This is a genomic window from Pseudomonas sp. GW821-FHT09E04 (assembly GCF_059416185.1).
The window spans coordinates 677,543-700,279 of sequence record NZ_JBWKOR010000004.1 but is presented as its reverse complement, the minus strand read 5'-3'; the positions used below and the strand labels follow the sequence as shown (position 1 = coordinate 700,279).

Below are 22,737 nucleotides of genomic sequence, written 5' to 3'. Positions count from 1 at the left end.
CCTTCACTCCCGATGGTCGTGGGTCTGGGTGATACGGCCCTGTTCCACGTGGAACAGAGCGACTGGCGTTTCCGTCTGCCAGCCTTCCCTCAATAATTCGTGATCTACACAGGTGATAAAGACCTGGCAGCGTAAGTCTTCCAGCAAGCGGCACAGCGCGCGACGGTGGCTTTCGTCCAGCTCGGACGGCAAGTCATCCACCAGATAAATACACTGGCCGCGTCGGGCCTGGCTCACCAGATGCCCCTGGGCAATGCGCAAGGCACAAACCACCAACTTCTGCTGACCCCGGGACAAGATGTCCGCGGCATTGTGAGCGCCCAATCTAAGACGCAAGTCAGCGCGTTGCGGTCCGGCCTGGGTATGACCCATTTGCTGGTCCCGCTGCAGGGAACCGGCAAGTACGGCACTCAATTCCCGGTCCTTGTCCCAGCCTCGGTAATAGCTGAGCGTCAAACCTTCGAGCTCAACCAGTTCGCTCAAGGTTTGTTCAAAGACTGGTTTCAAGGCTTTGATGTAAGCGCGGCGGTATTCATCGATTTCAGCGCTGGCCTGGCACAGTTCCCTGTCCCAAACCGCTTGCGAAACGGCGTCAAGTGTACCATGCCGCAGCCAGGAGTTTCTCTGGCGCAAGGCCTTCTGCAAACGCTGCCAGGTGGCCATGAACCGCGGTTCGACGTGGAACACGCCCCAGTCGAGGAACTGCCGGCGAATCTTCGGCGCACCTTCCAGCAGGCGGAAGCTGTCGGGGTTGATCAACTGCAGCGGCAGGATCTCCGCCAGTTGCGCGGCGCTGCGGGCATTCTGGCCGTCGATGCGGATCTGGAACTCGCCCTGACGGTCGCGAGAGATCCCCAATGCACTGTGGCCACCCTCGGCGAGCTCCACCTGACCGAATACGGTACAGGCGAGTTGCTCATACTGGATGACCGGCAATAGCCGCGTGCTGCGAAACGAACGGGCAAGCCCCAGCAGGTGAATGGCTTCCAGAACACTGGTTTTGCCGCTGCCGTTGGCGCCGTAAAGAATGTTGATTCGGGGGGAGGGGGAGAAGGTCACCGGGTGCAGATTGCGCACCGCGGTGACCGAGACGCGACTTAGCGACATCCAGAGTCAGCTGATTACAGACGCATCGGCATGACAACGTAAGCCGAATCGTCATTGTCGGACTCTTGCACCAGCGCACTGCTGTTGGAGTCGGACAGGATCAAGCGAACCTGCTCGGTGGTCATCACGCCCAGCACGTCGAGCAGATAGCTGACGTTGAAGCCGATTTCCAGGGAGCCGCCGTTGTATTCCACGCCTACTTCTTCTTCCGCTTCTTCCTGTTCCGGGTTGTTCGCCTGGATCTTCAGCTGACCGTTGGCCAGTTGCAGACGGATGCCACGGTACTTCTCGTTGGACAGAATCGCGGTACGGCTGAACGCTTCGCGCAGCGCCTGACGATCACCCAGTACCAGCTTGTCGCCGCCCTTCGGCAGAACGCGCTCGTAGTCAGGGAACTTGCCGTCGACCAGTTTCGAGGTGAAGGTGAATTCGCCGGTGGTCGCGCGGATGTGGTGCTGACCCAGCACGATGCTGACGTTGCCGTCCGGCTCGGTGAGCAGACGCGCCAGTTCGAGAATACCTTTGCGCGGCACGATCACTTGATGGCGATCCTGCTGACCGATGTCGGCCTGCATCGAGCACATTGCCAGACGGTGACCATCGGTGGCCACGGCACGGATCACACCGGTCGACACTTCCAGCAACATGCCGTTGAGGTAGTAACGCACGTCCTGTTGGGCCATGGCGAAACTGGTGCGTTCGATCAGGCGACGCAGCTTGCTTTGATCCAGGCTGGTGGTCAGCGAACCCGGGCCTTCTTCCACAGTCGGGAAGTCGTTGGCCGGCAGGGTCGACAGGGTGAAGCGGCTACGGCCGGCTTTCACCACCAGTTTCTGCTCGTCGACCTTGATATCGATCAGCGCATCGTTCGGCAGGCTTTTGCAGATATCCATCAGCTTGCGCGCAGGCACAGTGATGGAACCTGTTTCAGCCGGCTCCTCGAGTTGCACGCGACCGACCAGTTCGACTTCCAGGTCGGTACCGGTCAGCGACAGTTGCTGGCCATCGACGACCAGCAGCACGTTGGACAGTACCGGCAAGGTCTGTCGGCGCTCGACGACGCCTGCGACCAGTTGCAGGGGTTTCAACAGGGCTTCGCGTTGAATGGTGAAATGCATGGTCTAGTCCCTTGCCTTAATAAGCTGCGCTGGTGTTCATCAAGTGGTCAGTGTACGCAGCAGGTTCTTGTAGTCCTCGCGGATGTCCGCGTCGGATTCCTTAAGTTCGTTGATCTTGCGGCAGGCGTGCAACACCGTCGTGTGGTCGCGACCGCCAAACACATCACCGATTTCCGGCAGGCTGTGGTTGGTCAGTTCCTTGGACAGTGCCATGGCGACCTGACGCGGGCGAGCGACCGAGCGCGAACGGCGCTTGGACAGCAAGTCGGAGATCTTGATCTTGTAGTACTCGGCGACGGTGCGCTGAATGTTATCCACAGAGACCAGTTTGTCCTGCAACGCCAACAGGTCTTTCAGGGATTCGCGAATCAACTCGATGGTGATGTCGCGGCCCATGAAGTGCGAGTGGGCGATCACGCGTTTCAGCGCGCCTTCCAGCTCACGGACGTTGGAGCGAATGCGCTGGGCAATGAAGAACGCCGCATCGTGTGGCAACTCGACTTTGGCCTGGTCGGCCTTCTTCATCAAGATGGCTACGCGGGTTTCCAGCTCCGGCGGCTCGACGGCAACCGTCAGGCCCCAGCCGAAGCGGGATTTCAGGCGCTCTTCAAGGCCTTCGATTTCCTTCGGATAGCGGTCACTGGTGAGAATGACCTGCTGGCCACCTTCAAGCAGGGCGTTGAAGGTGTGGAAAAATTCTTCCTGGGAACGTTCCTTGCGGGCGAAGAACTGGATGTCGTCGATCAGCAGGGCGTCCACCGAACGGTAGAAACGCTTGAACTCGTTGATCGCGTTCAGTTGCAGCGCCTTGACCATGTCGGCCACGAAACGCTCGGAATGCAGGTACACGACCTTGGCATTCGGGTTCTTCTTTAACAGGTGGTTACCCACCGCGTGCATCAAGTGCGTCTTACCCAGACCCACGCCACCATAAAGGAAGAGCGGGTTGTAGCCGTGCTTGGGGTTATCCGCCACTTGCCAGGCCGCCGCACGGGCGAGCTGGTTGGACTTACCTTCGACGAAGTTCTCGAAGGTAAAGGTGCGATTCAGGTAGCTGGTGTGCTTGAGCGCGCCTTCGACCTGCACCGTGCGCTGTTCGGCACGCACCGGCGCTTGCTGGGAGGCGGCGCCCGCCATCGGGTCGAAGCTGTCGCGGGACGGCTCTTCACTGACTTCCTCGGTTTTTTGCGTCGCGCGCTTGGCCGGGGTTGGGGCCGGCGCGGGTGCCGGAGCACTGACGGGCGCGGAACTGGCTTGAGCCAGCGATGCAGCTGCCGCGGCCAGTGGCGCGTTCGGCGCAGCACGCGGCGCAGAACTGCGCTTGCTGCCTATTAATAAGGAGAGCGACGGCGCCAGGCCGTTGCCATGCTCATCCAGCAGTTCAAGGACGCGCCCCAGGTACTTTTCGTTGACCCAGTCCAGAACAAAACGGTTCGGTGCGTAGACACGCAACTCGTCGCCTTCGGCTTCGACCTGTAATGGACGGATCCAGGTGTTGAATTGTTGGGCTGGCAGCTCTTCGCGCAAAAGCTCCACGCACTGCTGCCAAAGTTCCACTGACACGGAAATCCCCTAATTTGAAAGCCGGTGAGGCAAAAACAAGCGGCCATTGTAGCGGCCAGCCGTCCACTTATCCACATGCAGGTTGTCCGGTGGACATGATTTATCAATGCCTTATCCGGTGAAAAAGCGACCAACGGTGTGTGAATAAGCTCTGTGGATAACCCTATCTGAGCACACTGGACAACTGGGGGTCGAACCCGGTGGATAACCAGCCTGTGGATAAACACCGTTTCCACCCACAGGTTATCCGATAGCGCAGCACAGGCTGAACACGGTTTTCCACTGTAGTTGTCATTCTCTGTACAGTGCTGAAAACAAGGCCTCGATTCAGTTATCCACAGATGAGGCCGGGCCTAGCTTTTATAAGCTTTACAGAAAAGCTTTAAATACTTCGCTTCTTTATTTTTATATCTGGCTGGACGGAATTCACGGGGGGATAGCTCTGGAGATCTATTTATAAGGAAACGTTGGTTGGAAATTGACCTATTGGCTTGCTTTCTCTAGAATCCCCGGTCTCTTAAAACGGGGGCCATTCCGGCCCGTTGTGGACGAACCAGGTAACACGACATGAAACGTACTTTCCAACCAAGCACTATCAAACGCGCTCGTACCCACGGTTTCCGTGCTCGCATGGCTACCAAGAACGGTCGTGCAGTACTGTCGCGTCGTCGCGCCAAAGGCCGCGCACGTCTGGCAGTTTGATAATCCGGCACTGGAGGTGAGTCAGGACTTCAGTCGGGAAAAGCGTCTGCTTACTCCCCGGCATTTCAAGGCAGTCTTTGACTCCCCTACCGGCAAGGTTCCGGGGAAAAATCTCCTGCTCCTTGCGCGCAACAACGATCTCGATCACCCCCGTCTCGGGCTGGTTATCGGGAAAAAGAGCGTAAAGCTCTCCGTCGAGCGCAATCGCCTCAAACGTCTGATGCGCGAATCGTTTCGCCTGCACCAGGATTCACTGGTCGGCTGGGACATCGTTATCGTCGCGCGCAAAGGTTTGGGTGACGTAGAAAACCCCGAATTGATTCAGCATTTCGGCAAACTCTGGAAACGTCTGGCACGCAACAAGCCGGTACCAGCAGTCAAAACCGAAACTGTAGGGGTAGACAGTCCAGATGCGTAAACTGGCACTCGTTCCGATCCAGTTTTATCGCTACGCCATTAGTCCCTTGATGGCCAGTCACTGTCGTTTCTACCCCAGTTGTTCTTGCTACGCGTATGAAGCCATCGAAAATCATGGCCTTCTGCGCGGTGGCTGGCTGACCTTTCGTCGTTTAGGTCGCTGTCATCCGTGGAATCCCGGTGGTTATGACCCGGTTCCACCTATCCCTACCTCCCGTTCTTCTTCGATGGCCGAGTAATCATGGATATCAAACGCACGATCCTGATCGTCGCCCTGGCAATCGTGTCCTACGTCATGGTTCTTAAATGGAACCAGGACTATGGTCAGGCTGCCCTGCCGACTCAGAATGTTGCTTCCAGTACGACTACATCCGGTTTGCCGGACACCGCCACTGGCAATAACGCTGCCGCCAGTGACGATATTCCGCGCGCCGCAAGCGATACCAGCGCACCTGCCGAAACGCCGGTCGCCGCCAGCAAGGATCTGATCCAGATCAAAACCGACGTGCTCGATCTGTCGATCGATCCACAGGGTGGCGATGTTGCTCAACTGACCTTGCCTCTGTATCCACGTCGTCAGGATCGTCCGGACGTTCCGTTCCAGCTGTTCGACAACGGCGGCGAGCGTACTTATCTGGCGCAAAGCGGTCTGATCGGCACCAACGGTCCGGACGCAAGCCCGGCCGGTCGCCCGATCTACTCCTCGGAGAAGAAGACTTATCAACTGGCTGACGGTCAGGACCAATTGGTCGTCGACCTGAAGTTCAGCAAGGACGGCGTCAACTACATCAAGCGTTTCACCCTGAAACGTGGCCTGTATGACGTGACCGTCACCTATCTGATCGACAACCAGAGCGCTCAGCCTTGGTCCGGTTCGATGTTTGCCCAGCTGAAACGCGATGCAAGCGCAGATCCTTCGTCGACCACTGCTACCGGCACCGCGACTTACCTGGGCGCCGCCCTGTGGACAAGTTCCGAGCCGTACAAGAAAGTGTCCATGAAGGACATGGACAAAGGTCAGCTCAAGGAAACCGTCACCGGTGGCTGGGTAGCCTGGCTGCAGCACTACTTCGTGACTGCATGGGTTGCTCCGAAGGGCGAAAACAACATCGTTCAGACCCGTAAAGACAGCAAAGGCAACTACATCATCGGTTACACCGGTCCTTCGTTGACCGCTGCACCGGGTGCAAAAGTCGAGACCAGTGCTGTTCTGTACGCCGGTCCGAAAAGCCAGGCTGTGCTGAAAGAGTTGTCCCCAGGTCTGGAACTGACCGTCGACTACGGCATTCTGTGGTTCATTGCCCAGCCAATCTTCTGGCTGCTGCAACATATCCACGCCATCGTCGGCAACTGGGGCTGGTCGATCATCTTCCTGACCATGCTGATCAAGGGGATTTTCTTCCCTCTGTCGGCCGCCAGCTACAAGTCGATGGCCCGCATGCGCGCCGTGGCTCCGAAACTGGCTGCACTGAAAGAGCAACATGGCGATGACCGGCAGAAAATGTCGCAAGCCATGATGGAGCTGTACAAGAAAGAGAAGATCAATCCGCTGGGTGGCTGCTTGCCGATCCTGGTGCAGATGCCGGTTTTCCTTTCGCTGTACTGGGTTCTGCTGGAAAGCGTGGAAATGCGCCAGGCGCCGTTCATGCTGTGGATTACCGACCTGTCGATCAAGGATCCGTTCTTCATCCTGCCGATCATCATGGGCGCGACCATGTTCATCCAGCAGCGTCTGAACCCGACTCCTCCGGATCCGATGCAGGCCAAGGTCATGAAAATGATGCCAATCATCTTCACGTTCTTCTTCCTGTGGTTCCCGGCTGGTCTGGTGCTGTACTGGGTTGTGAACAACTGCCTGTCGATTGCTCAACAGTGGTACATCACGCGTAAGATCGAAGCGGCGACGAAAAAAGCCGAGGCGTAACTTACTCTGTGGATAACACCACTCAAAACGCCCCCTAGTGGGGCGTTTTGCTATCTGCCACTTTTGTCTGGATACCGGCTTATGAGCGCACCTCGTGAAACCATCGCAGCCGTCGCCACCGCTCAGGGCCGTGGCGGCGTGGGCATCGTTCGAATTTCCGGGCCGCTGGCCAGCGTTGCGGCCAAAGCCATCAGCGGCCGAGAACTGAAACCGCGGTTTGCCCACTACGGCCCGTTCCTCAGTGACGATCAACAGGTGCTGGATGAAGGTCTGGCGCTTTATTTCCCCGGGCCGAACTCGTTCACCGGCGAAGATGTGCTGGAACTGCAGGGCCACGGTGGTCCGATCGTCCTCGACATGTTGCTCAAGCGCTGCCTGGAACTGGGCTGCCGTCTGGCCCGTCCCGGTGAGTTCAGCGAACGAGCATTCCTCAATGACAAACTCGACCTGGCCCAGGCCGAGGCCATTGCCGACCTGATCGAGGCCAGTTCTGCACAGGCTGCACGCAATGCCTTGCGCTCTTTGCAGGGCGCGTTTTCCCAACGTGTGCATAACCTCACCGAACAACTGATCGGCCTGCGGATCTACGTCGAAGCGGCAATCGACTTCCCGGAAGAAGAAATCGACTTCCTCGCCGATGGCCACGTGCTGAGCATGCTCGACAAAGTTCGTGACGAGTTATCCACCGTCTTGCGCGAAGCCGGACAGGGTGCATTGCTGCGTGACGGCATGACCGTGGTGATCGCCGGTCGTCCGAATGCCGGCAAATCCAGTCTGCTTAACGCATTGGCCGGTCGAGAAGCCGCCATCGTGACTGAAATCGCCGGCACCACCCGGGATATCCTGCGCGAGCATATCCACATCGACGGCATGCCACTGCATGTCGTGGACACTGCCGGTTTGCGTGATACCGACGACCATGTGGAAAAGATCGGTGTAGAGCGAGCGTTGAAGGCCATCGGCGAAGCCGATCGAGTGCTGTTGGTGGTCGATGCTACGGCCCCGGAAGCTGCGGATCCGTTCGCGTTGTGGCCAGAATTCCTTGAAACCCGACCAGATCCGGCGAAGGTCACCCTGATTCGCAACAAGGCTGATCTCACCGGTGAAGCCATTGCCCTGGAAGTCGGTGACGATGGCCACGTGACCATCAGCCTGAGCGCCAAGTCTGCCGGTGAAGGCCTGGACCTGCTGCGTGATCACCTGAAAGCCTGCATGGGTTACGAGCAGACCTCGGAAAGCAGCTTCAGCGCACGCCGTCGTCACCTGGAAGCCTTGCGTCATGCCAGTGCGGCTCTTGAACACGGTCGCGCGCAGCTGACTCTGGCGGGTGCCGGCGAACTGTTGGCAGAAGATCTGCGCCAGGCTCAGCATTCCCTCGGGGAAATTACCGGAGCGTTCAGCTCCGATGATCTGCTAGGACGGATCTTTTCCAGCTTCTGCATCGGTAAATAGCCCTTCCGTTGTCCACAGACAGGTCCATTCGCGACCTGTCTGTCTCTCCTCTTTGACTTCCCTTCCTCCAGTGCCGGACAGATTTTCTGTTCCTGAGCGGATTTTCCGCGTCCGCGATTCCTTCATTCGTCCGATTTCTGTGGATTAAGCCCTGTGAATAACTGCCGCTGAGGGCAGTTGATAACAGGGCCTGAAAACTGAACATAACTGCCTCTGTGGATAACCACCTCATTCATCCACAGGCTTACACCGGTTATCCAAGGGCCTCCTGACCACATGGGCACAGGGTTTTGAATCGCTGTACATATTGAATATTAAGGTCTGTAGCAATCTATCCACAGAAATGTGGGGCAGTAAGAATAAGCTTTAAAACAAAGGTTTTATAAATTTCTCTCTTTTTTATTCTTTTAACCGCGAGTTCTCCACAGCTGGTTAAATTTTGTGCAAAGGGTTCTTTAGGAAGGGCGAAGTCCCTATACTTGTCGACCAGGTCCAGAAACCTGATCTCAAACTATTCCTGAATTACCTACTTAAGCAGGCACGAGGTGCGTGGTGGATTTCCCTTCCCGTTTTGAAGTGATCGTCATCGGCGGCGGTCATGCCGGTACCGAGGCAGCACTGGCCTCAGCACGCATGGGTGCAAAAACCCTTCTGCTGACGCATAACGTGGAAACCCTCGGAGCCATGAGTTGCAACCCGGCCATCGGTGGCATCGGCAAAAGCCATCTGGTCAAGGAAATCGACGCCCTCGGCGGCGCGATGGCCATGGCCACCGATAAGGGCGGCATCCAGTTTCGCGTGTTGAACAGCCGCAAAGGCCCGGCCGTACGAGCGACCCGTGCGCAAGCCGACCGGATTTTGTACAAAGCCGCTGTCCGCGAAATTCTGGAAAACCAACCGAACCTGTGGATATTTCAACAAGCCGCTGACGACCTGATCGTCGAGCAGGAACAAGTACGCGGTGTTGTCACGCAAATGGGTCTGCGTTTCTTCGCGGATTCCGTGGTGTTGACCACCGGTACGTTCCTGGGCGGACTTATCCACATCGGTTTGCAGAATTTTTCCGGCGGTCGCGCCGGTGATCCGCCGTCGATTGCCCTGGCGCATCGTCTGCGTGAACTGCCGCTGCGTGTCGGTCGCCTGAAAACCGGTACGCCTCCGCGAATCGACGGCAAGTCTGTGGATTTCTCGGTGATGACCGAGCAACCGGGTGATACGCCGATCCCGGTGATGTCGTTCATGGGCAACAAGGAACAACATCCGCGGCAAGTCAGTTGCTGGATTACCCACACCAACGCCCGTACCCACGAAATCATCGCCGCGAACCTCGATCGTTCGCCGATGTATTCCGCTGCCGGCGAGATTGAAGGCATTGGTCCGCGTTATTGCCCTTCGATTGAAGACAAGATCCACCGCTTTGCCGACAAGGAAAGCCATCAGGTGTTCATCGAACCGGAAGGTCTGACCACCCATGAGCTGTATCCGAACGGGATATCCACAAGCCTGCCGTTCGACGTGCAATTGCAGATCGTGCAATCGATCCGCGGCATGGAAAACGCGCACATCGTGCGTCCGGGTTATGCGATCGAATACGACTACTTCGATCCACGCGACCTGAAGTACAGCCTGGAAACCAAAGTCATCGGCGGTCTGTTCTTCGCTGGCCAGATCAACGGCACCACCGGTTACGAAGAAGCCGGCGCCCAGGGTTTGCTGGCTGGCGCGAACGCAGCACTGCGTGCGAAAGGCAAAGAAGCCTGGTGCCCGCGTCGCGATGAGGCGTACATCGGAGTATTGGTCGACGACCTGATTACCCTCGGCACCCAAGAGCCGTACCGCATGTTCACTTCCCGTGCCGAGTACCGCCTGATCCTGCGTGAGGACAACGCCGACCTGCGTCTGACCGAAAAAGGTCGCGAACTGGGTCTGGTCGATGACGCGCGTTGGGCAGCGTTCTGCAAGAAACGCGAAAGCATCGAACTCGAAGAACAGCGCCTGAAAAGCACTTGGGTTCGCCCGAATACGCAGCAGGGCGATGCGATTGCCGAGAAATTCGGCACGCCACTGACTCACGAATACAACTTGCTCAACCTCTTGAGTCGTCCGGAAATCGACTACGCTGGTCTGGTCGAAGTGACCGGGCAGGGTGCCGAAGATCCACAGGTCGCCGAACAGGTCGAAATCAAGACCAAATACGCCGGTTACATCGACCGTCAACAGGACGAAATCGCCCGTCTGCGTGCAAGCGAAGACACGAAACTGCCTGTGGATATCGATTACACCAACATTTCCGGTCTCTCCAAGGAGATCCAGAGCAAGCTTGGCGCGACTCGTCCCGAGACGCTGGGCCAGGCTTCTCGGATCCCGGGTGTGACCCCGGCAGCGATTTCGCTGTTGATGATTCATTTGAAAAAACGCGGCGCGGGCCGTCAGTTGGAGCAAAGCGCTTGAGTTCTAAGGTCACTTCGCAACACGCCGAAGAGTTATCCACAGGAGCCCGCGAGCTCGGTGTCAATCTCACTGAAACCCAGCACGAATTGCTGCTGGGTTATCTGGCCCTGTTGATCAAATGGAACCAGGCCTACAACCTGACCGCCGTCCGCGATCCGGACGAAATGGTTTCCCGTCACTTGCTCGATAGCCTCAGCGTGATGTCGTTCATCGAAAACGGCCGTTGGCTGGACGTCGGCAGCGGCGGCGGCATGCCGGGGATCCCTTTGGCGATCCTGTATCCGGACTCGCAAGTGACCTGCCTGGACAGCAACGGCAAGAAAACCCGCTTCCTGACCCAGGTCAAACTCGAACTCAAACTGGATAACCTGCAAGTTATCCACAGTCGCGTCGAAGCGTTCCAGCCTGCACAGCCGTTCAACGGGATCATTTCCCGGGCGTTCAGCAGCATGGAGAACTTCACCAACTGGACTCGCCACCTCGGCGACGCCGATACACGCTGGCTGGCAATGAAGGGCGTCCATCCGGCCGATGAGCTGGTAGCATTGCCGGCAGACTTCAAACTCGATAGCGAACACGCCCTGGCCGTACCCGGTTGCCAAGGCCAACGCCATCTGCTGATACTGCGCCGCACGGCATGATTGGGAACACAAGCAAGAATGGCTAAGGTATTCGCGATAGCGAACCAGAAGGGTGGTGTGGGCAAGACCACCACCTGCATCAACCTCGCAGCATCCCTGGTCGCGACCAAGCGCCGGGTGCTGTTGATCGATCTCGATCCACAGGGCAACGCCACCATGGGTAGCGGTGTGGATAAACATGGCCTGGAAAACTCGGTCTACGACCTGCTGATCGGCGAATGCGATCTGGCCCAGGCCATGCACTACTCCGAACACGGTGGTTATCAACTGCTGCCGGCCAACCGCGATCTGACGGCGGCCGAAGTGGTGCTGCTGGAAATGCAGATGAAGGAAAGTCGTCTGCGCAGCGCGCTGGCGCCGATCCGTGAAAACTACGATTACATTCTGATCGACTGCCCGCCGTCGCTGTCGATGCTCACACTGAACGCACTGGTCGCCGCTGACGGGGTAATTATCCCCATGCAGTGTGAGTACTTTGCGCTCGAAGGTTTGAGCGACCTTGTGGATAACATCAAGCGCATCGCCGAACTGCTGAACCCGAACCTGAAAGTCGAAGGCCTGCTGCGGACCATGTACGACCCGCGCCTGAGCCTGATGAACGATGTATCGGCCCAGCTCAAGGAACACTTCGGCGATCAGTTGTACGACACGGTGATCCCGCGCAACATCCGCCTGGCCGAAGCCCCGAGTTACGGCATGCCGGCGCTGGCCTACGACAAGCAATCGCGTGGCGCGCTGGCCTATCTGGCCCTGGCGGGCGAGATGGTTCGCCGTCAGCGCAAAAATTCACGCATCGCCGCTGCTCAGCCAACTTAAGGAATCCCCATGGCCGTCAAGAAACGAGGTCTCGGACGAGGACTGGATGCACTGCTGAGCGGTCCGACTGTCAGCTCGCTGGAAGAACAAGCGGCGCAGGCTGACAGCCGTGAGTTGCAGCACCTGCCACTGGACCTGTTGCAGCGCGGCAAGTATCAGCCACGCCGGGACATGGATCCGCAGGCGCTGGAAGAGCTGGCGCAGTCGATCAAGGCTCAGGGCGTGATGCAGCCAATCGTGGTTCGCCCGATTGGTGGTGGCCGCTTTGAAATCATCGCCGGTGAACGTCGCTGGCGTGCAAGCCAGCAGGCCGGGCAGGAAACCATCCCGGCCATGGTCCGTGATGTGCCGGATGAAACCGCGATCGCCATTGCGCTGATCGAGAACATCCAGCGCGAAGACCTGAATCCGATCGAAGAAGCGGTGGCTCTGCAGCGCCTGCAGCAGGAATTCCAGCTCACCCAGCAACAGGTCGCCGAGGCTGTGGGTAAGTCCCGCGTCACCGTGGCCAACCTGTTGCGCCTGATTGCGCTGCCGGAAGTCATCAAGACCATGCTGTCCCACGGCGACCTGGAAATGGGCCATGCCCGTGCATTGCTCGGTCTGCCGGACAATCAGCAGGTGGAAGGGGCGCGACATGTTGTCGCACGCGGTCTTACCGTGCGCCAGACTGAAGCACTGGTTCGTCAGTGGTTGAGTGGCAAACCCGAGCCTGTCGAACCCTCCAAACCCGACCCGGATATCGCTCGCCTCGAGCAACGTCTGGCCGAGCGCCTAGGCTCTGCGGTGCAGATCCGCCACGGGAAGAAGGGAAAGGGTCAGTTGGTGATCGGTTACAACTCTCTCGATGAGCTTCAGGGTGTGCTCGCACACATCCGCTGAAACAATTCCTCTTGTAGCGCGCAGTCGGAAATCACTACCTGACAGTTGAATAGGGGCAGAACCGCCCCTATACTCTGCGCGCATTTTGTCGGCACAAATTATGCCAAGTTATTGAATTTCGGCAGCCGACCATTGGAGAGCAATAGTGATGGAAACCCGCAAGCCAAACCGCCTGCCGTTCCATCGCCTGGCGGTTTTTCCGGTGTTGATGGCTCAATTTGTCATTTTGCTCATTGCCGCTTTGGCGCTCTGGCAATGGCACGGAGTCGTTGCCGGATACTCGGGACTTTGCGGAGGCCTGATAGCCTTGCTGCCCAATGTTTATTTCGCTCACAAGGCATTTCGGTTTTCCGGCGCCCGAGCAGCCCAGTCCATCGTCCGGTCGTTCTACGCCGGCGAGGCAGGCAAACTGATTTTGACGGCAGTGCTGTTTGCACTGGTGTTTGCAGGTGTGAAGCCACTGGCGCCGATTGCTGTATTCGGCGCCTTCGTGCTGACTCAGTCGGTCAGCTGGTTCGCTCCCCTGCTGATGAGAACAAGACTTTCGAGACCTTAGGGCGTTTGAGGCAACCATGGCAGAAACAACCGCTTCGGGCTATATCCAGCACCACTTGCAGAACCTGACCTTCGGTCAGCTACCCAACGGCGGCTGGGGCTTTGCCCACACCGCAGCAGAAGCCAAGGAAATGGGTTTCTGGGCTTTCCACGTCGATACCCTCGGCTGGTCGGTCGCGCTGGGTCTGATTTTCGTTCTTCTTTTCCGCATGGCGGCCAAGAAGGCGACTTCCGGTCAGCCAGGTGCACTGCAGAACTTCGTTGAAGTGCTGGTCGAATTCGTCGATGGCAGCGTGAAAGACAGCTTCCATGGCCGTAGCCCGGTGATTGCACCGCTGGCACTGACCATCTTCGTCTGGGTGTTCCTGATGAACGCCGTCGACCTGGTACCGGTCGACTGGATTCCTCAGCTGGCCATCCTGATTTCCGGCGATCACCACATCCCGTTCCGCGCCGTGTCGACTACCGACCCGAACGCGACCTTGGGCATGGCGTTCTCGGTTTTCGCACTGATCATTTTCTATAGCATCAAGGTCAAGGGCCTCGGCGGCTTCATCGGCGAGCTGACCCTGCACCCGTTCGGCAGCAAGAACATCTTCGTTCAGGCGCTGCTGATCCCGGTGAACTTCCTGCTGGAATTCGTGACCCTGATCGCCAAACCGATCTCTCTGGCTCTGCGTCTGTTCGGCAACATGTATGCCGGCGAGCTGGTGTTCATCCTGATCGCTGTGATGTTCGGCAGCGGCCTGCTCTGGCTCAGCGGCCTGGGCGTTGTTCTGCAGTGGGCGTGGGCTGTGTTCCACATCCTGATCATCACCCTGCAGGCGTTCATCTTCATGATGCTGACCATCGTCTACCTGTCGATGGCGCACGAAGAAAACCATTAAGACCAGTCTCGACTAGTCTGATGTCCTTCCCGGTAAAACGGGAAGGGGCTCCTCACGGGGCACCATGAAACGATTTGTTTTACCGCTTTAATCTAAAAAACCTAAACCATACGACGTAAAAGTCGGGAGGAAAGATGGAAACTGTAGTTGGTCTAACCGCTATCGCTGTTGCACTGTTGATCGGCCTGGGCGCACTGGGTACCGCAATTGGTTTCGGCCTGCTGGGCGGCAAGTTCCTGGAAGGCGCAGCGCGTCAGCCAGAAATGGTTCCAATGCTGCAAGTTAAAATGTTCATCGTTGCCGGTCTGCTCGACGCCGTAACCATGATCGGTGTTGGTATCGCTCTGTTCTTCACCTTTGCGAACCCGTTCGTTGGTCAAATCGCTGGCTAATCATTCGGATTTTCCGAGTGATTTGGTGTGATGGACAACGTAACTGCGAGGTGTTGGCGTGAACATTAATGCGACCCTGATTGGCCAGTCCGTTGCGTTCCTGATTTTTGTACTGTTCTGCATGAAGTTCGTATGGCCTCCGGTCATCGCAGCTCTGCACGAACGTCAAAAGAAGATCGCTGATGGTCTGGACGCTGCCAGCCGAGCAGCTCGCGACCTGGAGTTGGCCCAAGAGAAAGCGGGTCAGCAACTGCGCGAAGCGAAAGCTCAGGCAGCTGAAATCATCGAGCAAGCCAAGAAACGCGGTAACCAGATTGTCGAAGAGGCCGTTGAAAAGGCCCGCGTCGACGCTGACCGTGTGAAGGTTCAGGCTCAAGCCGAGATCGAACAGGAACTGAACAGTGTCAAAGACAAGCTGCGCGCCCAAGTGGGCTTGCTGGCTGTCGGCGGCGCCGAGAAGATCCTGGGTGCCACAATCGATCAAAACGCGCACGCAGAGCTGGTTAACCAACTGGCTGCTGAAATCTAAGCGAGGGCGATCATGGCAGAACTGACCACGTTGGCCCGACCTTACGCTAAGGCGGCCTTCGAGCACGCTCAGGCCCACCAGCAACTGGCCAATTGGTCAGCCATGCTCGGCCTGGCTGCAGCGGTGTCGCAAGACGACACCATGCAGCGCGTGCTCAAGGCCCCGCGACTGACGAGCGCAGAAAAGGCCGCCACGTTCATTGACGTGTGCGGCGACAAGTTTGATGCCAAGGCACAGAACTTCATCAATGTCGTTGCCGAAAACGACCGTCTCCCGCTTCTGCCGGAGATTGCTGCTCTGTTCGACCTGTACAAGGCCGAACAAGAGAAATCGGTAGACGTTGAAGTGACCAGTGCTTTTGCATTGAACCAAGAACAGCAAGACAAACTCGCCAAGGTTCTCAGTGCACGACTCAACCGGGAAGTGCGCCTGCAAGTTGCGGAGGATGCTGCCCTTATAGGTGGTGTCGTTATCCGCGCCGGCGACCTGGTTATCGATGGCTCGATTCGCGGCAAAATCGCGAAACTTGCCGAAGCATTGAAATCTTGAGTTTGAAGGGGCAGCAGAGCAATGCAGCAACTCAATCCTTCCGAAATAAGTGAAATTATCAAGGGCCGCATCGACAAGCTCGATGTGACCTCCCAAGCCCGTAACGAAGGCACTGTCGTCAGCGTATCTGACGGCATCGTGCGGATTCACGGTCTGGCCGACGTCATGTACGGCGAGATGATCGAGTTTCCGGGCGGCGTCTACGGTATGGCCCTCAACCTGGAGCAAGACTCCGTAGGTGCCGTTGTATTGGGCTCCTACCAGTCTTTGGCTGAAGGCATGAGCGCCAAGTGCACCGGCCGCATCCTCGAAGTTCCGGTTGGTAAGGAACTGCTGGGTCGCGTTGTCGACGCACTGGGTAACCCTGTTGACGGCAAAGGTCCGCTGAACAACACCTTGACCGACGCGGTCGAGAAAGTTGCTCCAGGCGTGATCTGGCGTAAGTCGGTAGACCAGCCTGTACAGACTGGCTACAAGGCTGTCGATGCCATGATCCCTGTCGGCCGTGGCCAGCGTGAGCTGATCATCGGTGACCGTCAGATCGGTAAGACCGCTCTGGCGATCGACGCGATCATCAACCAGAAAGACAGCGGCATTTTCTGCGTCTACGTTGCAATCGGTCAGAAACAATCGACCATCGCCAACGTGGTTCGCAAGCTGGAAGAAAACGGCGCCCTGGCCAACACGATCATCGTGGCTGCCAGTGCTTCGGAATCTCCTGCGCTGCAATTCCTGGCACCGTACTCCGGTTGCACCATGGGTGAATTCTTCCGCGACCGCGGTGAAGACGCGCTGATCGTTTATGACGATCTGTCCAAGCAAGCAGTGGCTTACCGCCAGATTTCCCTGCTGCTGCGCCGTCCACCAGGCCGTGAAGCTTACCCAGGCGACGTGTTCTATCTCCACTCCCGTCTGCTGGAGCGCGCATCCCGCGTTTCGGAAGAATACGTAGAGAAGTTCACCAACGGCGCAGTGACCGGCAAAACCGGTTCCCTGACCGCACTGCCGATCATTGAAACCCAGGCTGGCGACGTTTCCGCGTTCGTTCCGACCAACGTGATTTCCATCACCGACGGTCAGATCTTCCTGGAATCGGCCATGTTCAACTCGGGTATCCGCCCTGCAGTGAACGCCGGTGTTTCGGTATCCCGTGTGGGTGGTGCCGCTCAGACCAAGATCATCAAGAAGCTGTCCGGTGGTATCCGTACCGCTCTGGCTCAGTACCGTGAACTGGCGGCATTCGCCCAGTTCGCTTCTGACCTGGACGAAGCGACCCGTAAGCAACTTGAGCATGGTCAGCGCGTTACCGAGCTGATGAAGCAGAAGCAATACGCACCAATGTCGATCGCTGACATGGCGCTGTCGCTGTATGCCGCTGAGCGTGGGTTCCTGACTGACGTTGAAATCGCCAAGATCGGCAGCTTCGAACAAGCGCTGATTGCTTTCTTCAACCGCGATCACGCCGATTTGATGGCGAAGATCAACGTGAAGGGTGACTTCAATGACGAAATCGACGCTGGCATGAAAGCCGGTATCGAGAAGTTCAAGGCCACCCAAACCTGGTAAGCCGCAGCGGGAGCCGCAAGGCTCCCGCTTGCTAACCTGATAGGTGTTACATGGCAGGCGCAAAAGAGATTCGCAGTAAGATTGCGAGCATCAAAAGCACGCAAAAGATTACCAGCGCCATGGAAAAAGTGGCGGTCAGCAAAATGCGCAAGGCACAAATGCGCATGGCTGCTAGCCGTCCTTATGCGGAGCGTATCCGCCAGGTAATTGGGCATCTGGCCAACGCCAACCCGGAATACCGCCACCCGTTCATGATCGACCGCGCCATCAAGCGCGTTGGTTATGTCGTAGTGAGCAGTGACCGTGGTCTGTGCGGCGGCTTGAACACCAACCTGTTCAAGGCCCTGGTCAAGGACATGGCGGTAAACCGCGAAAACGGCGTCGAGATTGATCTGTGTGTCGTTGGTAGCAAGGGTGCGGCCTTTTTCCGCAACTTCGGCGGTAACGTCGTTGCAGCTATCAGCCACCTGGGTGAAGAGCCGTCGATCAATGATCTGATCGGCAGCGTCAAGGTGATGCTGGATGCTTATCTGGACGGCCGTATTGACCGCCTGTCCGTGGTATCCAACAAGTTCATCAACACCATGACGCAACAGCCTACCGTGGAGCAGTTGATTCCACTGGTGGCAACCCCGGATCAAGAACTCAAGCACCACTGGGACTATCTCTACGAACCGGATGCCAAGGAGCTGCTGGACGGCTTGATGGTCCGTTACGTGGAGTCGCAGGTCTACCAGGCGGTGGTCGAGAACAACGCGGCTGAACAAGCTGCGCGGATGATCGCGATGAAGAACGCTACCGACAACGCCGGTGATTTGATCAGCGATTTGCAGCTGATCTACAACAAGGCGCGTCAGGCTGCGATCACCCAAGAGATCTCGGAAATCGTCGGCGGCGCTGCCGCGGTTTAACGGTTCAAATATTCAGAGGATCCAGCTATGAGTAGCGGACGTATCGTTCAAATCATCGGCGCCGTTATCGACGTGGAATTTCCACGCGACAGCGTACCGAGCATCTACAACGCGCTGACAGTTCAAAGCGCGGCCGCAACCACTCTGGAAGTTCAGCAACAGCTGGGCGACGGCGTGGTTCGCACCATTGCGATGGGTTCCACCGAGGGCTTGAAGCGCGGTCTGGAAGTTACCGATTCTGGCGCAGCCATCTCCGTACCGGTCGGTAAAGCGACCCTGGGCCGGATCATGGACGTCCTCGGTAACCCGATCGACGAAGCTGGCCCGATTGACACCGACGAGCGTTGGGGCATTCACCGTCCAGCGCCTTCGTTCGCTGAACAGGCAGGCGGCAACGACCTGCTGGAAACCGGCATCAAGGTTATCGACCTGGTTTGCCCGTTTGCCAAAGGCGGTAAAGTCGGTCTGTTCGGTGGTGCCGGTGTAGGCAAAACCGTAAACATGATGGAACTGATCCGTAACATCGCCATCGAGCACAGCGGTTATTCCGTGTTCGCCGGTGTGGGTGAGCGTACTCGTGAGGGTAACGACTTCTACCACGAGATGAAGGACTCCAACGTTCTGGACAAAGTGGCACTGGTTTACGGTCAGATGAACGAGCCGCCGGGAAACCGTCTGCGCGTAGCACTGACCGGCCTGACCATGGCCGAGAAGTTCCGTGACGAAGGTAACGACGTTCTGCTGTTCGTCGACAACATCTATCGTTACACCCTGGCCGGTACTGAAGTATCCGCACTGCTGGGCCGTATGCCTTCGGCAGTAGGTTACCAGCCGACCCTGGCTGAAGAGATGGGCGTTCTGCAAGAACGTATCACTTCGACCAAGGAAGGTTCGATCACTTCGATCCAAGCGGTATACGTACCTGCGGACGACTTGACTGACCCGTCGCCAGCGACCACGTTTGCTCACTTGGACGCCACCGTCGTTCTGTCCCGTGACATCGCTTCCCTGGGTATCTACCCAGCGGTAGACCCACTGGACTCGACTTCGCGTCAGCTGGACCCGAACGTGATCGGCAACGATCACTACGAGACCGCTCGTGGTGTTCAGTACGTGCTGCAGCGTTACAAAGAACTGAAGGACATCATCGCGATCCTGGGTATGGACGAGCTGTCGGAAGCCGACAAGCAGTTGGTAAACCGTGCTCGTAAGATCCAGCGTTTCTTGTCGCAGCCGTTCTTCGTGGCTGAAGTCTTCACCGGTGCTTCGGGTAAATACGTTTCCCTGAAAGACACCATTGCTGGCTTCAAAGGCATCCTCAACGGTGACTACGACCACCTGCCAGAACAAGCGTTCTACATGGTCGGCGGCATCGAAGAAGCGATCGAGAAAGCCAAGAAACTGTAATCCCGGCGCCCGGCAACGGGCGCTCATTTAGGTTGAGGCAATCAGATGGCTATGACAGTCCATTGCGATATCGTCAGCGCGGAAGGAGAAATCTTTTCCGGCCTGGTCGAGATGGTGATTGCGCACGGTGCTCTGGGTGATCTTGGTATCGCTCTGGGCCACGCGCCGCTGATCACGAATCTCAAGCCGGGTCCGATCCGCCTGATCAAGCAAGGCGGGGAAGCCGAGGTGTTCTACATCTCCGGTGGTTTCCTCGAGGTTCAGCCGAACATGGTCAAGGTGCTTGCCGATACCGTGCAACGTGCCGCCGACCTGGATGAAGCTCAGGCTCAAGCAGCTCTCAAGGCTGCCGAAGCTGCTCTGCATGAGAAGAGCGCAGATTTCGATTACGGAGCTGCGTCCGCACGTCTGGCCGAGGCTGCAGCTCAGCTGCGCACCGTCCAGCAGATCCGCAAGAAGTTTGGCGGTTAATCCGTCAGCCACTTGTTGTGCGATTGATAAAAAAGGGTAGCCTCGGCTACCCTTTTTTCTTTTCCGACTTTCAAAAACCCGGTCGCAGTTGCTGACCACCCAGGATTGGTAGCCAGTCATGTCTCTTGAAATCGTTATCCTCGCGGCCGGTCAAGGCACCCGTATGCGTTCGGCACTGCCGAAAGTGCTGCACCCGATTGCCGGTGACTCGATGCTCGGCCATGTTATCCACAGTGCCCGTCAACTTGATCCCCAGCGCATTCACGTGGTTATCGGCCATGGCGCCGATGTGGTGCGCGAGCGGCTGGCCGCCGATGATCTCAATTTCGTGTTGCAGGACAAGCAGTTGGGCACCGGTCATGCGACTGCCCAGGCTGTGCCGTTCATCACCGCCGACACTGTTCTGATTCTCTACGGTGACGTGCCGCTGATCGAAGTCGAAACCCTGCAGCGTCTGCTCAAGCACGTTGTACCAGGGCAGATGGGATTGCTGACCGTCGAACTGGACGATCCGACCGGTTATGGTCGCATCGTGCGTGATGCCAGCGGCAAGGTCGCGGCGATTGTCGAGCACAAGGACGCCAGCGAAGCACAGCGCGCGATCACTGAAGGCAATACCGGCATTCTCGCGGTACCTGCCAGCCATCTGGCTGACTGGATGGGTCGTCTGTCGAACAACAACGCCCAAGGCGAGTATTACCTGACCGACGTGATTGAAATGGCGGTCGGTGATGGCCTGGTGGTTGCGACCGAGCAGCCCCATGATCCGATGGAAGTGCAGGGTGCCAACGATCGCAAGCAACTATCCGAACTGGAGCGCCACTATCAGTTGCGCGCTGGCCGTCGTCTGATGGCTCAGGGTGTGACCCTGCGTGACCCGGCGCGGTTTGACGTGCGTGGTGAAGTGACCGCCGGTCGCGATGTGCTGATCGACGTCAACGTCATTCTCGAAGGCAAGGTGGTCATCGAAGACGACGTGGTGATCGGCCCGAACTGCGTGATCAAGGACAGTACTCTGCGCAAAGGCGTGGTGATCAAGGCCAACAGTCATATCGAAGGTGCAGTGCTCGGTGAAGGCAGCGATGCCGGCCCGTTTGCACGCCTGCGCCCGGGCACCGTGCTGGAGGCTCGCGCCCATGTGGGTAACTTTGTCGAACTGAAAAACGCCCGCATGGGCGAGGGTGCCAAGGCCGGACACCTGACCTATCTGGGCGACGCCGAGATCGGTGCCCGCACCAACATCGGCGCCGGCACCATCACCTGCAACTACGATGGTGCGAACAAGTGGAAAACCGTGTTGGGCGAAGATGTGTTCATCGGCTCCAACAACTCGCTGGTGGCGCCTGTGGATATCTCCGCGGGTGCAACCACCGCAGCCGGTTCGACCATCACCCAGAATGTGGATAACGCCCAGTTGGCCGTCGGCCGTGCGCGGCAGAAGAACATCGATGGCTGGAAGCGGCCGGAGAAGATCAAGAAGAGCTGAGTTATCCACAGCGCTTCAATCTGAAAAATCGCTGCCTACGGGCAGCGATTTTTTTTCATCCTCCGTCTTGACGGTTTTGCTGCGATAGGTTTTGATTGCTTTCATTATCTTTCGAATCGAAACTTAGCGCGCCATGTCGAAACGCAACACACCCCAACGTCGCCACAACATTCTGGCCTTGCTCAATGAGCAGGGCGAAGTCAGTGTCGACGAGCTCGCCAAGCGTTTCGAAACCTCGGAAGTTACGATTCGCAAGGATCTGGCCGCACTGGAAAGCCATGGTCTGCTACTGCGCCGTTATGGCGGAGCGATCACCATGCCTCAGGAACTGGTGGCCGACGTCAGTCAGAACGTTTCCAAATACAAACAGGCGATTGCCCGTGCTGCGGTCAGCCGTATTCGCGAACACGCCCGCATCATCATCGACAGCGGCAGCACCACGGCCGCGATGATTCCCGAGCTCGGCCAGCAGCCGGGCCTGGTGGTGATGACCAACTCCCTGCACGTCGCCAACGCCTTGAGCGAACTCGAACACGAACCTGTCCTGCTGATGACCGGTGGTACCTGGGATCCCCATTCGGAATCCTTTCAGGGCCAGGTCGCCGAGCAGGTACTACGCTCTTACGACTTCGATCAGTTGTTTATCGGTGCCGATGGCATCGATCTGGTGCGTGGTACCACCACGTTCAATGAACTGCTCGGCCTGAGCCGGGTGATGGCGGAAGTGGCGCGGGAAGTGATCGTGATGGTCGAGGCCGACAAGATCGGCCGCAAGATTCCAAACCTGGAGCTGCCGTGGAGCAGTGTCCATACCCTAATCACCGATGATCGCCTGCCGCAGGAGGCAAGGGATCAGATTCAGGCTCGCGGTATCAATTTGATTTGCGCGACGGTCAGTCAGGAGAAATAAG

23 protein-coding genes are annotated in these 22,737 nt (G+C 57.6%); 20 read left to right on the top strand and 3 right to left on the bottom strand.

The features are described from left to right. Positions 1-3 precede the first annotated feature (3 nt). The 3 genes from recF to dnaA are packed head-to-tail and all read right to left on the bottom strand — an operon-like array spanning position 4 to position 3,788. Positions 4-1,107, bottom strand: a complete 1,104-nt coding sequence (gene recF / locus AC07N4_RS18270) for a DNA replication/repair protein RecF (RefSeq protein ID WP_007911886.1) — start codon at positions 1,105-1,107, stop codon at positions 4-6. A 14-nt stretch (positions 1,108-1,121) separates the two neighbouring features. Further along, positions 1,122-2,225, bottom strand: a complete 1,104-nt coding sequence (dnaN, locus tag AC07N4_RS18265) for a DNA polymerase III subunit beta (RefSeq protein ID WP_096822384.1) — start codon at positions 2,223-2,225, stop codon at positions 1,122-1,124. A 39-nt stretch (positions 2,226-2,264) separates the two neighbouring features. Continuing rightward, a complete protein-coding gene (gene dnaA / locus AC07N4_RS18260; protein ID WP_096822383.1) occupies positions 2,265-3,788 on the bottom strand; it encodes a chromosomal replication initiator protein DnaA in 1,524 nt (507 codons plus the stop codon). 567 nt (positions 3,789-4,355) lie between these two features. On the opposite strand from dnaA, the gene rpmH reads away from it, so the two are divergent. The 20 genes from rpmH (at position 4,356) to AC07N4_RS18160 (ending at position 22,736) form a co-directional block, all read left to right on the top strand. Beyond that, positions 4,356-4,490 carry a 50S ribosomal protein L34 gene (gene rpmH, locus AC07N4_RS18255; RefSeq protein ID WP_003213577.1) on the top strand — a complete coding sequence of 45 codons (135 nt, stop codon included), beginning with the start codon at positions 4,356-4,358 and terminating at the stop codon, positions 4,488-4,490. Between the two features lie 16 nt (positions 4,491-4,506). Next, positions 4,507-4,908: a ribonuclease P protein component gene (rnpA, locus tag AC07N4_RS18250; protein ID WP_011336726.1), complete on the top strand. Its 402-nt coding sequence runs from the start codon at positions 4,507-4,509 to the stop codon at positions 4,906-4,908. After that, positions 4,901-5,146 (top strand): membrane protein insertion efficiency factor YidD, encoded by a 246-nt coding sequence (gene yidD / locus AC07N4_RS18245; RefSeq protein WP_010465488.1) that lies wholly within the window; start codon positions 4,901-4,903, stop codon positions 5,144-5,146. The genes rnpA and yidD overlap by 8 nt, the downstream gene beginning before the upstream one ends. A 2-nt stretch (positions 5,147-5,148) precedes the next feature. After that, a complete protein-coding gene (gene yidC / locus AC07N4_RS18240) occupies positions 5,149-6,831 on the top strand; it encodes a membrane protein insertase YidC (protein WP_119429880.1) in 1,683 nt (560 codons plus the stop codon). Positions 6,832-6,912: 81 nt separating this feature from the next. Further along, on the top strand, positions 6,913-8,283 hold the full coding sequence (gene mnmE, locus AC07N4_RS18235) for a tRNA uridine-5-carboxymethylaminomethyl(34) synthesis GTPase MnmE (RefSeq protein ID WP_493065570.1): 1,371 nt from the start codon (positions 6,913-6,915) through the stop codon (positions 8,281-8,283). A 552-nt stretch (positions 8,284-8,835) separates the two neighbouring features. After that, positions 8,836-10,734: a tRNA uridine-5-carboxymethylaminomethyl(34) synthesis enzyme MnmG gene (gene mnmG / locus AC07N4_RS18230; protein WP_096822379.1), complete on the top strand. Its 1,899-nt coding sequence runs from the start codon at positions 8,836-8,838 to the stop codon at positions 10,732-10,734. Continuing rightward, positions 10,731-11,375 (top strand): 16S rRNA (guanine(527)-N(7))-methyltransferase RsmG, encoded by a 645-nt coding sequence (gene rsmG, locus AC07N4_RS18225; protein ID WP_007911906.1) that lies wholly within the window; start codon positions 10,731-10,733, stop codon positions 11,373-11,375. Before mnmG ends, rsmG begins: the two co-directional genes overlap by 4 nt. 18 nt (positions 11,376-11,393) lie before the next feature. Further along, the gene (locus tag AC07N4_RS18220; RefSeq protein WP_007954142.1) at positions 11,394-12,191 is read left to right on the top strand and encodes a ParA family protein; all 798 of its coding nucleotides are present in this window, start codon (positions 11,394-11,396) and stop codon (positions 12,189-12,191) included. Positions 12,192-12,200: 9 nt separating this feature from the next. Next, complete coding sequence (locus AC07N4_RS18215) at positions 12,201-13,073, top strand: ParB/RepB/Spo0J family partition protein (protein ID WP_064600630.1); 873 nt, start codon at positions 12,201-12,203, stop codon at positions 13,071-13,073. Between the two features lie 148 nt (positions 13,074-13,221). Beyond that, positions 13,222-13,629, top strand: a complete 408-nt coding sequence (locus tag AC07N4_RS18210; RefSeq protein ID WP_003229783.1) for a F0F1 ATP synthase subunit I — start codon at positions 13,222-13,224, stop codon at positions 13,627-13,629. Between the two features lie 16 nt (positions 13,630-13,645). After that, complete coding sequence (atpB, locus tag AC07N4_RS18205) at positions 13,646-14,515, top strand: F0F1 ATP synthase subunit A (protein ID WP_007954148.1); 870 nt, start codon at positions 13,646-13,648, stop codon at positions 14,513-14,515. A gap of 134 nt (positions 14,516-14,649) precedes the next feature. Further along, positions 14,650-14,907 (top strand): F0F1 ATP synthase subunit C, encoded by a 258-nt coding sequence (atpE, locus tag AC07N4_RS18200; protein ID WP_003097235.1) that lies wholly within the window; start codon positions 14,650-14,652, stop codon positions 14,905-14,907. A 58-nt stretch (positions 14,908-14,965) separates the two neighbouring features. Continuing rightward, on the top strand, positions 14,966-15,436 hold the full coding sequence (locus AC07N4_RS18195) for a F0F1 ATP synthase subunit B (protein ID WP_007954149.1): 471 nt from the start codon (positions 14,966-14,968) through the stop codon (positions 15,434-15,436). A gap of 12 nt (positions 15,437-15,448) precedes the next feature. Further along, positions 15,449-15,985 (top strand): F0F1 ATP synthase subunit delta, encoded by a 537-nt coding sequence (locus AC07N4_RS18190; RefSeq protein WP_007911956.1) that lies wholly within the window; start codon positions 15,449-15,451, stop codon positions 15,983-15,985. A gap of 21 nt (positions 15,986-16,006) precedes the next feature. After that, positions 16,007-17,551, top strand: coding sequence for a F0F1 ATP synthase subunit alpha (gene atpA, locus AC07N4_RS18185; protein ID WP_096822378.1), 1,545 nt, complete (start codon positions 16,007-16,009; stop codon positions 17,549-17,551). A 50-nt stretch (positions 17,552-17,601) separates the two neighbouring features. Next, positions 17,602-18,462, top strand: a complete 861-nt coding sequence (gene atpG, locus AC07N4_RS18180; protein WP_092297368.1) for a F0F1 ATP synthase subunit gamma — start codon at positions 17,602-17,604, stop codon at positions 18,460-18,462. 27 nt (positions 18,463-18,489) lie between these two features. Then, positions 18,490-19,869, top strand: coding sequence for a F0F1 ATP synthase subunit beta (atpD, locus tag AC07N4_RS18175; protein WP_096822377.1), 1,380 nt, complete (start codon positions 18,490-18,492; stop codon positions 19,867-19,869). Between the two features lie 45 nt (positions 19,870-19,914). Next, a complete protein-coding gene (locus AC07N4_RS18170) occupies positions 19,915-20,340 on the top strand; it encodes a F0F1 ATP synthase subunit epsilon (protein ID WP_007954164.1) in 426 nt (141 codons plus the stop codon). Positions 20,341-20,458: 118 nt separating this feature from the next. Then, positions 20,459-21,826, top strand: coding sequence for a bifunctional UDP-N-acetylglucosamine diphosphorylase/glucosamine-1-phosphate N-acetyltransferase GlmU (gene glmU, locus AC07N4_RS18165; RefSeq protein ID WP_096822376.1), 1,368 nt, complete (start codon positions 20,459-20,461; stop codon positions 21,824-21,826). 133 nt (positions 21,827-21,959) lie between these two features. Then, entirely contained in the window at positions 21,960-22,736 is a 777-nt protein-coding gene (locus AC07N4_RS18160) for a DeoR/GlpR family DNA-binding transcription regulator (protein WP_192559380.1), read from the top strand. Position 22,737: the final 1 nt, after the last annotated feature.

What these genes read in the sequence shown, in the direction of transcription:
- atpB (WP_007954148.1), top strand. Translation starts at nt 13,646, where the DNA reads ATGGCAGAAACAACCGCTTCGGGCTATATCCAGCACCACTTGCAGAAC.
- atpE (WP_003097235.1), top strand. Translation starts at nt 14,650, where the DNA reads ATGGAAACTGTAGTTGGTCTAACCGCTATCGCTGTTGCACTGTTGATC.
- atpD (WP_096822377.1), top strand. Translation starts at nt 18,490, where the DNA reads ATGAGTAGCGGACGTATCGTTCAAATCATCGGCGCCGTTATCGACGTG.
- dnaN (WP_096822384.1), bottom strand. Translation starts at nt 2,225, where the DNA reads ATGCATTTCACCATTCAACGCGAAGCCCTGTTGAAACCCCTGCAACTG.
- mnmE (WP_493065570.1), top strand. Translation starts at nt 6,913, where the DNA reads ATGAGCGCACCTCGTGAAACCATCGCAGCCGTCGCCACCGCTCAGGGC.
- yidC (WP_119429880.1), top strand. Translation starts at nt 5,149, where the DNA reads ATGGATATCAAACGCACGATCCTGATCGTCGCCCTGGCAATCGTGTCC.
- atpA (WP_096822378.1), top strand. Translation starts at nt 16,007, where the DNA reads ATGCAGCAACTCAATCCTTCCGAAATAAGTGAAATTATCAAGGGCCGC.
- AC07N4_RS18220 (WP_007954142.1), top strand. Translation starts at nt 11,394, where the DNA reads ATGGCTAAGGTATTCGCGATAGCGAACCAGAAGGGTGGTGTGGGCAAG.
- AC07N4_RS18160 (WP_192559380.1), top strand. Translation starts at nt 21,960, where the DNA reads ATGTCGAAACGCAACACACCCCAACGTCGCCACAACATTCTGGCCTTG.
- AC07N4_RS18215 (WP_064600630.1), top strand. Translation starts at nt 12,201, where the DNA reads ATGGCCGTCAAGAAACGAGGTCTCGGACGAGGACTGGATGCACTGCTG.
- glmU (WP_096822376.1), top strand. Translation starts at nt 20,459, where the DNA reads ATGTCTCTTGAAATCGTTATCCTCGCGGCCGGTCAAGGCACCCGTATG.
- rpmH (WP_003213577.1), top strand. Translation starts at nt 4,356, where the DNA reads ATGAAACGTACTTTCCAACCAAGCACTATCAAACGCGCTCGTACCCAC.
- recF (WP_007911886.1), bottom strand. Translation starts at nt 1,107, where the DNA reads ATGTCGCTAAGTCGCGTCTCGGTCACCGCGGTGCGCAATCTGCACCCG.
- atpG (WP_092297368.1), top strand. Translation starts at nt 17,602, where the DNA reads ATGGCAGGCGCAAAAGAGATTCGCAGTAAGATTGCGAGCATCAAAAGC.
- yidD (WP_010465488.1), top strand. Translation starts at nt 4,901, where the DNA reads ATGCGTAAACTGGCACTCGTTCCGATCCAGTTTTATCGCTACGCCATT.
- AC07N4_RS18190 (WP_007911956.1), top strand. Translation starts at nt 15,449, where the DNA reads ATGGCAGAACTGACCACGTTGGCCCGACCTTACGCTAAGGCGGCCTTC.
- AC07N4_RS18210 (WP_003229783.1), top strand. Translation starts at nt 13,222, where the DNA reads ATGGAAACCCGCAAGCCAAACCGCCTGCCGTTCCATCGCCTGGCGGTT.
- AC07N4_RS18170 (WP_007954164.1), top strand. Translation starts at nt 19,915, where the DNA reads ATGGCTATGACAGTCCATTGCGATATCGTCAGCGCGGAAGGAGAAATC.